Source organism: Kitasatospora sp. NPDC058478, from assembly GCF_042720345.1.
Lineage (GTDB): Bacteria > Actinomycetota > Actinomycetes > Streptomycetales > Streptomycetaceae > Kitasatospora.
Map to the genome: position 1 here is coordinate 1 of NZ_JBHXML010000135.1, position 9551 is coordinate 9551.

Below are 9551 nucleotides of genomic sequence, written 5' to 3' on the forward strand. Positions count from 1 at the left end.
CCCCTCAAACGCGCCCAACACCACAACTGGCCACCACCACAACCGGCAACAGTCACCGTCACCCAGCACGACACAACCTAAAGTCACTGGCATTGCGGCTAGACGGGGGCTGGGTACTCCTCGACTCACCGTTGTGACGGCGCGTAGCGTGGCAGACCATGAGATCGTTGATCCGCCGCGCGTGGTTCCTCCCGTTGACCGGTGTCCTGGCGGCACTGCTGGCGCTGGTTCTCAGCACGGTCGCGGCACTGTCGCAATGGCGGACGGCGAGCCGCATCGACGCCGCACCGCTACGGGTGGACGCGACCATCACCGCTGCTGTGGCCATGAAGGGCGGAACGAGGTACACGCTCACCTACCGGGTTGCCGACCGCGACTACAGCACCGACTCCCTCACGCTGCACGGCGTCAGGTCGTCGGGCATCGGTGCGACGGTCCCGCTGGAGGTCGCAGCCGACGACCCCGAGGCCTCACGCGTCACCGGCAGCCATTACCCCGACGACGCCCTCCAGCCCACGATGATCCTCGTGGCCACCGCCGCCGTTGCCGGCCTCGCCATCTCCCTGCGCTTCCTCCACACGGCCACCAGACGCAACCGCCCGAGCCCCTGAACCAACCCTGTTCTGGCTGTTCCGCGGTTGCTGCGTGGCCTGTCCCGGCTGTCTTTGTCCCTTGGGGCGGGGGGCTTGCTGGTCTGGTCTGCCATCGGTGACGGCCCTGGCTGCCGTGGGCCGGCCCGGTGGGGACGAGGGACAGTCGTGCGCGGGTGGATGGCCTCATGATCACCTGTCCCCGGGGCCGCCGGTACCGGTGGGCATCACGCCCCGTCAGCGCCGCCGGACCGGAAATTCTTCGGCGTGCTCTCATCCGGGTGACCCTTGGAAGCTATCCACTACAGGAGGATTTCCCGTTTCGCGCCATCGGGGCTGCCCGGTGCCGCGTGGCCTGCCCGGCTGCGCCCCGTCCGACCGGGCCTTGTTCCCGCAGCCCATCCATGGTTCCCGGCCGTGCCCCATGCCCTGTTCTGCTGCGCCTCGGCGGTGATGTCGTCTCAGTCGCTGCTCTCTTTGGCGTCGGTGTCGCTTGTGGTCTGTTGCCCGGGTCCTGTTGTCGGCTGCCCGCCGCTGCCTCGCTTCGCCGTCTGTCGTCGGGGTCGCGTCCTCGCCGCCTCGTTTCCTCGCGGGCCGGGTTGATGGTCCGTTGTCGGGTTGTCGGTCCGTCTGGCGGCTGGTCTGGCTGGTGTGGTCAGGGGTTCGGGGGAGTGTGTTCCGGGTCCCGTCGGGGTGGGAGGCTGGGGCGGCCTTGGGGTGCGGTGTCGGTGAGGTGGCGGTGGGCGGTGTGGAGGTGTTCGGCGGCCTGGCGAAGGTGGTGGCAGGCCATGGCGGGAGAGGCCGCGTTGTAGGGGCGGAGCCAGCGTTCGGCGGCGTGGACGCGGGCGAGTGCGGCGGTCAGGGCGTGGTGGGCCGGCCGCATCGAGGGGATGTCGGCGACTTCGTGCACGGTCCGGGCGAGGAGGACGGCGAGGTCTTCGGTGTCGGGCCATGCTCCGTCGGTGAAGTCGTGGCCCCACAAGGAGAGTCGGGCGGCGCATATCCCGACCCAGGTCTCCAGCCGGTCTTCCCAGGAGGGGGGCCTGGCGGGCGGGGACGGGGGCGGGTTCGGGATGATCGGCACCCGAACATGATCCGCCCACGGGCCACGGTCGCGTGGCCGTTTCACGGAAACCTGTTGACGACCTGTTGCACAACCCGGCCCGGCGGCTGCCCGCCCGGGCTGTGGGACGGTCGGGGACTGTTTCCCGGGTGTAGGGGGGCAGGGACGGCCAGGGGGTGCTTCCCGGCGGCCGCCCGTCCGGGCCACAGAACGGTCGGTGTCAGGTGTTCTGTCCCGTGAGGTCGTGGATGCGGCTTACGGGTGGCGCAGTGCCTCTGCGCAGGTGCACCCGTCCTGAATCCGCACGGGGTTCTCCGGCACTCGCCGTGAACTGCCAGGACACGCAAGGGCATCCGGGGAGCCGCTGCGTAGGATTTCCTGTCGGCTCGACCGCCCCTGCGGACGCGCCGCACCCGTGCCGCACCGCAATGCACTGCAACCGCGTCGAGGGATCGGCTAGGGACAGTGCGACGACGAGGCCTGGAACCAGGCCGTAGCGGAGACGCTGTATGGAGACGCTGTGACTTCCGGGAGTCCGCAACAACACCGCCTGACGCAGGTACCCGAGTCCCTTCGGGCCTTCGGCCGCTGGCAGCACGAGGGCGAGGCGGGCCGCCGGTGGCTGACGGCCCTGCCGGACACCGTCGCCCATTGGTGCGAGCGCTGGGACCTGACGGCCGACGGGCCGCCCATGCACGGCTACAACAGCCTCGTCGTGCCGGTCCGCCGGGGCACCGAGCCGCTGGCACTGAAAGTCACATGGCCCGACCGGCAGATGCAGGAACAGGTACTCGCGCTGCGCCTGTGGGACGGCCACGGCGCGGTCCGCCTGCTCGACGCCGACACCACGGCGGGCGTCATGCTGCTGCAACGCCTCGACCACACCCGCCCGCTCCGGGACGTACCACTGACACAGGCGGTCCCCGTGATCGGGACACTGCTACGGCGGCTGGCCATCGAGCCACCCCACGGCCTGCGCACGACCGCAGACATCGCCGCGGGCCACCGGCGGGAACTCCCCGCCCAGTGGGAAGAACTCGGCCGCCCGATGCCCCGACACGTACTCGACCGCGCACTGGACCTGGCCGAGGAACTGTCCCACGACGACTACACCGTCCTGGTCAACAACGACCTCCACTACGACCAGGTTCTGCGCACCCCGGACGGGCACTGGTCCGTCGTCGACCCGCTGATCGTGCGCGGCGTCCTCGAATACCAGGTCGCACCCCTGCTGTGGAGCCGGTTCGACGAACTCGGCCCCTCCCGCGTCCAATGGGGCATCGACGCCCTGGCCGACGCCGCGGACCTCGACCCCGACCGCGCCCGCAAATGGGCACTACTGCGAGCCGCCGAGTACTGGATATGGGGCCTGCGCGCCGGCTTCACCGAGGACCCGGCGCGCTGCGCCCACCTCGTGGAAGCACTCACCTGACCCCCACCCCGCCCCCTGCCCCTTGCCCCGTCGCGCGGAACGGTAACGGTCGGCGTCAGCCGAGACCGGGCGCCGTGAACCGGGCGCCGTGGACCGGCAGGCCTGTCGGACGGGCCCGCGGGAATCCGGGTGCGGTGGTTTGCGGGGGCGGATCGGGGTGAGAAGAGGACCGGTGGTCGGGAACGCGGTCAGGGCGGTGGACATCCCCCTCTTCACCGTCCGGACCCGTGCCACCGGGGTTCAGAGCCCGGCCGCCGTGGCGGTCACACACCGGTGGCCAGGCGCACCATGGCCGGTGTCAGGTCCGCCGGCCGCCCCAGCGTCAGTCGAGTCCGAGTCCGAGTCCGAGTCCGAGTCCGAGTCCGAGTCCGAGTCCGAGTCCGAGTCCGAGTCCGAGTCCGAGTCCGAGTCCGAGTCCGAGCGCGGCGCCGTGGGGGTGCGTGGGCCGGCGACGGCACCTCCGCCCTGGCCGACAGGCGGGCAGGCAGGACGCTCAGCCGCTCGCCGACGGTCCGAAGCCGGTCAGCGGTGGCGACCGTAATCGGCGGTTCACTTCGGGCGCCACCGGCCGGGAGTTGAACTCAGGCCAGACCGGGTTCGGGACGGGGCCTGTGGCGTACTGCCGAGTGGTGTCACCCGCTCCCGGTCGAGGACGCGAGACCGAACCTGCTCAGCCGAAACCGACCTCGGTGAAGCAGCAGCCTCCGCGCTCGGTTGCGGACAGGGCCTGGACCGACGTGAGGCACCGGGTATCGCGGAAGTACTGACAAAAGCCCGACGCGCGGAACCTCAGGTCGAACGAGTGGCCTTCGACGTGCCATTGCGGCCAGTCCTGCCTGCCGTCGTCCGGCGCCAGCCGGTGCACCGAGTCGATCTCCAGCTCCGGATGCATGCCCTTGAAACCGAGGTCGCCCTCAAGGTCCCAGACCTCTTCGAAGACGAGCGTCGCGGGGGCGATCCAGAAGGAGAAGTTCTTTGCCGGCCGGACCGGGTGGACCCAGCGGACGATGTAGTCGAGGTCGAGCAGAAGCCGGGGCAGGACGTCTTGCGTCTGCTGCACGTACAGGCCGTGGACGGTGGCGTCGTGCCAGCCCATCTCCTCGAAGTCGGTATCGCTCCAGACGCTCTTCGAGAGGCCCGATTCCTGATGGCTGCCGCTGTTCACACCTGTATCCAAGCAGGCCGCGCGCCAGTGCGTCGACGGCGGCCACCAGGTCGGCGCCGCCCCGCGCCGCCCCGCGCCGCCGCGGTCCCGCCGCCGCCCGCGCCACGGAGGTGCCGGGGGTGGTGCCAGCCCGGACGACGGCGTGGACGCGGTCGCCCTCTGGGTTTCGGTAGAGCTGCGCGCGCAGCCACCAGTGGCGCAGGGTGCCGCCGATCACGCAGTCGTCGGCCTCGCTCATCTCCCGGTATACCTCCATCCGCCGCGCAGGCGGCGGGCACCAGAAGCCGGCTGTCCCGGTCGACGAGGCGTGGGGTCTGACCGGCAGGCCACGGGAGTGAGTGGAGAGGTGCGCACCGCTGCCCTGGCCCTGGCCAAGTACGGTCAGTCGCCCCTGCATTCAAGCCCCGTCCACCACCGTGAGAGGCTTTGTTTCATGTGCTGCACTCTGATTCAGCGCCCTCACGCGCTCGTCTCGTTGTCCGCCTTTCGACAAAAGGTGCGTTTGCCGTGATCGCGGTGGCGTCGTGAGCGAGACAGCGCGAGTCGTTCTGGCTTTCGACGGGAGTCAGACCATCTTCACCGGTGCCCTATTCCTCGCAATCCCGGTGGCGATGCTCGGAGGCCTTGTATCGTTCCTTTCTCCTTGCGTCCTCCCTCTCGTCCCAGGCTACTTGTCCTATGTCACTGGATTCTCTGCTGCGGACCTTGCCGACGCCGAGGGTAGAAAACGCGGCCGAGTTCTGCTCGGCGCCACCCTCTTCGTTGCAGGATTCACGATCGTATTCGTATCCGCAGGAGCATTATTTGGATCGTTCGGATATTTCCTCCAGCAGCATCAGCGTATTATTCAACAAGTATCCGGAGCGTTTGCAATCCTCATGGGATTGACGTTTGCCGGCTTGCTGCCGAAATTTGCTCAGCGCGAGTTCAGATTGCACCGACGGCCGATTGTCGGTCTGATCGGAGCCCCCGTGCTCGGCGTGGTCTTCGGCGTGGGATGGACACCATGCCTGGGACCGACACTCAGCGCAGTACAGGTGCTCGCCATGGAACAGGCGAGCGCCGGACGGGGAGCCCTGCTCAGCGCCGCCTACTGCGTAGGCCTGGGCCTTCCCTTTCTGGTGACGGCAGTCGCCTTCCGTGGCGCACTCGGAGCATTCGGCTGGGTGAAACGGCATTACCTCCTGGTCATGAGGCTGGGCGGCGGCATGCTGGTCATCGTAGGAGTCCTGCTGCTGACAGGAGCTTGGGACCAGATGATCGGAATCATCCGGGAATGGGCAAGCAACTTCGATCAGTCCGGACTCGTGTCCATCTAGCGTCCCAGCCCGAGAAGACAGTGAGGCGCCTACCGGTGGACCGGTAGGCGCCTCTTTTGCCCAGCGCCCCAGCACCGGTTCTCCGTCCCGGCTGATCAGCGGCCGTGTTGTGAGCTCGGCGACCGACGTGACCTCAGGGCCGGATTCGGTGCGGAGAACATCCGCAAGGCCAGCGCGACGCCGGCAATGACAGCGACGGAGTGGCGCTGGCGCCGCCCGGACGTCAGGTGACTGCGCGCCTCAACACGCGGCGCGAAGCCACCCTGCCCGGTCGACAGCCACCAAGAGCCGGCGGACTTCTGCCACGGTGAGCGACACCAGGTCTCAGGAACCACTTCCACAGCCCCCTTGCCACCGCGTCGGCAGTCCGGCGCAGGCCAGCATGGCCGGACCGAGGCCCGGCACCACCCCTGCCGACGCCGAACCTCGATCCCCGCTGGCCGGCCGGGCAACAGGGATGCCATGCTGCGCCCCCTGCCCCTCAGGGCGGGGCCTGGCCCTTGCGAACCTGCCACCAGCCTCATGGGAACGGCTCCTCGAACTCCGCCTGCCGCCGCTCTGTCACAAGATTCTCGATCACCCGAGAAATCGCTGACCGGAGACACCGCGTTCAACATAAACCATCCCGGCGGATGATTTTTGGGACCACACCCACCCCTGGCGTCATGTCAGCCGCTGAATTTGAGACACGGCCTCCGACCAGCCGAAATGGCGAACTGGTACTGAAGTGGTAGAACCGTCTCCCACTTGGATGGGCATATGTAAAATCGGAACTTAATTGAGACAAAGAAGGCGCAATGGGGCGCTTCTCCATTTGGTCTGGTGATACGGAAAAGCCTCTCGGAGTGGCAGGGAAAAGTCCTGCGCGAAAAATGTCTCCACTGGGGGTTTCTGAATGACCAAGGCTCGAATATTTAAAATCTTAGCAGCGGCTGCGATCGTCCCTGTCCTGACGATCGGGTTTGCCGGATCTGCCTCGGCGGACGGAAACGTAAGCTGGAAGAACGGAGTCGGTAACCCCTCCCACACCAGTGGTGGAGCGGGACTCGACCTCTTCCCGAACTCAGCTGGCGGCGGTGTAACAGTCACGAACTACCGCTACCAATGGCATGATGTCCAGAACAGTGACGGAACCTGGAATGAAGTCGACTCCAATGGGCGATGCCTGACAGGATATGGAAGCCAGGCCTACACGGAGGACTGCAACTCCGGCCGCGATGGCACGAACCCGTTCCAGCGGTGGCGTGAGATCAATACCGGTTCCGGGTTCAAGCTCCAAAACGTCCAGAGCGGCGGCTTCCTGGACAACAGCGGCAACGGAGGCTGGGGGAGTGTCTACGTGAACGGGACTGACTGGAACAACGACAATCAGCGCTGGTACTGATCCCACGCGGTCGGTCGGCTGGTCAAGTCGTGAGCGGTTTGCGCAGACGCCCGGCTGGGCTCCTCCAGCCGGGCGTTTTGCGTGGCCGGCCGTTGAGATTTCCGGCTTGGGCCGGAACGGGTGTTCAGTCGACGTTGTATTGGAAACGTCCATTGGCCTGCTCTTCCGGGGAGGCCCGCCGGCCTGCCTGGCGCGGCCCTGGGCGACTCCGGAGAGGCCGTCAGGTGTCTGTTCCCCGCCGCGTTTCCAACACAGTGGGCACAGACGGGCCAAGACGGCCCGGGGGCGCTTCCCGCCCGCGCCCTGCCTCCGCCCCGCCCGTGCCCCGGCCCGTCCCGACTGCTGTGAGGCGCTGGCGAGCCGGTGGACTGGCATGGCGGCCGGCACGGCGGTCCCTTCGGCTGCCCGGACGCACTGATTCGGTTCGGTGCCGGATGCCAGGAGCACGGGTTGATCATCCGTGACGGTGGCGCATCGGGCATCGCGGTCGGCTTCTGCCCTTGGTGCGGGCAGGGCCTTCCCGAGCCGCGGCGGGATCGCCGGTTAGGCGAACTGGAGCGTCGCGGGATCGACCCGTGGGAGGAGGAGGTGCCGGGTTCCAGGACGGGGGCTGGCCCGCTTCGCTTCGCTACGCCAGGCTGGACGACAGCCGTTGATCCACTTCTGAAACAGGCCTGGCTGTTGCTGGCGAGCTGGTTCGTGACGCTTTGCTCCGGCCGCGACGGGGTTCGTCGGCGACGGCGAGCATGCCGACGGCGAACATCCCGACCGCGACAGGGCCGCCTTCGCGTGACGGGGCCGCCTTCGCTCGACGAGTCCGCCTTCGCGCGGGAGCCGCGTACGTCGTCGCCGCAGGCCCGTTCGACCGTCCTAGCCTGCGCGTTTCATTTGGGTTCGGCTGAGTTGGGTTGATGGCGCAGGCGGCGCGTTGTGCCTGTGTGGGGGTGTGAGGGCATGCAGAGTGCCTGGCGCGTGGGCCGGGTCCTCCAGGGATCCTCGGTTCGTGGGTGGGCGGGGGCGGTCTCGTCGGTTCAGGTGACCGGGCGGGGCAGGGCCTGCAGTCGGGTGAAGGCGGTTGCGAGGTCGTGGCGCCAGGGCCAGGTGGCGGCGATCCTCAGGTGCAGTCGGCGGGCGCCGCGGGTGATGCGGGCGGCGGCGTGCGGTAGCCGGTAGCGGAGCTTCTTGGGTTCGGCGGTGGCCAACTCGCCGTCCAGTAGCAGGGTTCGTGCCCAGGCGAGCAGGTCGATCGCGGTCAGGGAGGGCTCCAGCCAGACCTGGTTGATCGCGAAGTGGCGGGAGGGGAAGCGGCCGAAGCCGGTGGTCTTGCCGCAGCGGATGTGGTCCTCGACGCGGGCGTGAGCCCGGTGGCGGACCTCCAGGTACTGGATCGAGCCGCCGCCGGCGACAGGCGTGTCGGTGAGGAAGACCTGGTGGCGCATGCCCTCGTCCAGGTCGAACAGGGACAGTTGGGCTCCGGGGTGGGGGCGTTCGCGGCGGACGATGATCCGGGTGCCCTCGGGTAGGCCTGGCAGGTCGACCAGGCCGGTCAGCTCGGCGACCTGGGCGCCGGCGCGCAGGGAGCCGTCCTGTTCGAGGGCGGGATGCCAGACCTGGTCGGGCAGGTGGCGGATCGCCCGGCGCACGGGCTCGGTGATGGACCATCCGACGGAGAACGATGTACGGACGCCGTGTGAGCGCAGGGCTCGTATGTGGGTCAGGAAGGCCTTGGCGGAGCCGGCGCTGTCGGCTCGGATGAGGACCGGGGTGCCGTGGCGGTGGGCGTCGGGGATCTGCGCGAGGGCCTGATCGAGGACGGTGATGTGGTCGGCGGCGGTGTTGGCTGCGGCGTTGCCGGGGCGCAGGAGGCCGGCGAGGGCCTCGCCGGTGTTGTCGAGGAAGCAGAGCATCGGGTGGTAGCCGAAGCCGTGCTTGTAAGTGGGTGCCGCGTGTTCCTTCTCGGAGTGGCAGGTGACGAGGGTGGCGTCGATGTCCAGGACCAGTCCGGGCAGTTCACGTCCTCCCGCCTTCGAGGCGGGGATGCCATGGCGGGTCTCGCCGGCCTGCGGCCAGGCGACCTCCCGGGCGGCGGCTCGGGCCGAGCGCAACGCTGCGAGCGCGGCGGGATCGATACCGGCCAGCAGTCGCCACGCGGTCGAGGTGGAGGCGACCGGGCCGAAGACCTCGGGCTGGTCGCGCAGCAGCGCGAGGTCGGCGATCGCCTCGCCGCCGTCGGCGAGCATCACCGCCAGGTCGGCGGCGATCCGGCCCGGATCGTGGCCGGTGCCACGCGGACGAAGCCGGCCCAGAGCGTCGCCGAAGGCGTGTGCGAGGCCGGTGGCATCGGCGAGATCGGCCAGCAGGCGCGATCCGGCGTGGTTGACGACCCCGCGCCCGTCGGTGGAGACGACGAGCCGGGGCCGTGACCCGGTAGTGTGCACGTAGAAAGTGCCTTCCTGCTGGGCTGACAGAGACCTTCGACAAGCCTCATCATCCCAGCCCAGAACAATGCCGGTGAGTTAGGGCGTTTCCGCAGGTAGAGCGCATGGCGGTGGCCGATTTGGGCGGATAGCCCGCTGTCGGCATGGGGAATTTCACCAC

8 protein-coding genes are annotated in these 9551 nt (G+C 68.6%); 5 read left to right on the plus strand and 3 right to left on the minus strand.

What is annotated here, in order from left to right:
• Positions 1-158 precede the first annotated feature (158 nt).
• Positions 159-611 carry a hypothetical protein gene (locus ACFWPT_RS40305; RefSeq protein ID WP_380380312.1) on the plus strand — a complete coding sequence of 151 codons (453 nt, stop codon included), beginning with the start codon at positions 159-161 and terminating at the stop codon, positions 609-611.
• A 634-nt stretch (positions 612-1245) separates the two neighbouring features.
• Here ACFWPT_RS40305 and ACFWPT_RS40310 read toward each other — a convergent pair.
• Entirely contained in the window at positions 1246-1674 is a 429-nt protein-coding gene (locus ACFWPT_RS40310) for a hypothetical protein (RefSeq protein ID WP_380487956.1), read from the minus strand.
• 499 nt (positions 1675-2173) lie between these two features.
• On the opposite strand from ACFWPT_RS40310, the gene ACFWPT_RS40315 reads away from it, so the two are divergent.
• Positions 2174-3085 (plus strand): aminoglycoside phosphotransferase family protein, encoded by a 912-nt coding sequence (locus ACFWPT_RS40315; RefSeq protein ID WP_380487958.1) that lies wholly within the window; start codon positions 2174-2176, stop codon positions 3083-3085.
• 670 nt (positions 3086-3755) lie between these two features.
• Here the strand turns inward: ACFWPT_RS40315 and ACFWPT_RS40320 are convergent.
• Positions 3756-4250 (minus strand): hypothetical protein, encoded by a 495-nt coding sequence (locus ACFWPT_RS40320; RefSeq protein WP_380487960.1) that lies wholly within the window; start codon positions 4248-4250, stop codon positions 3756-3758.
• A 524-nt stretch (positions 4251-4774) separates the two neighbouring features.
• On the opposite strand from ACFWPT_RS40320, the gene ACFWPT_RS40325 reads away from it, so the two are divergent.
• The 3 genes from ACFWPT_RS40325 to ACFWPT_RS40335 all read left to right on the plus strand — a co-directional run bounded on the left by ACFWPT_RS40325 (position 4775) and on the right by ACFWPT_RS40335 (position 7865).
• A complete protein-coding gene (locus tag ACFWPT_RS40325; protein ID WP_380487962.1) occupies positions 4775-5569 on the plus strand; it encodes a cytochrome c biogenesis CcdA family protein in 795 nt (264 codons plus the stop codon).
• Positions 5570-6464: 895 nt separating this feature from the next.
• Complete coding sequence (locus tag ACFWPT_RS40330) at positions 6465-6953, plus strand: hypothetical protein (RefSeq protein WP_380487964.1); 489 nt, start codon at positions 6465-6467, stop codon at positions 6951-6953.
• 363 nt (positions 6954-7316) lie between these two features.
• The gene (locus ACFWPT_RS40335; protein ID WP_380487966.1) at positions 7317-7865 is read left to right on the plus strand and encodes a DUF6980 family protein; all 549 of its coding nucleotides are present in this window, start codon (positions 7317-7319) and stop codon (positions 7863-7865) included.
• A 119-nt stretch (positions 7866-7984) separates the two neighbouring features.
• On the opposite strand, the gene ACFWPT_RS40340 is transcribed toward ACFWPT_RS40335, so the two are convergent.
• Positions 7985-9391 (minus strand): IS1380 family transposase, encoded by a 1407-nt coding sequence (locus ACFWPT_RS40340; protein ID WP_380487968.1) that lies wholly within the window; start codon positions 9389-9391, stop codon positions 7985-7987.
• Positions 9392-9551: the final 160 nt, after the last annotated feature.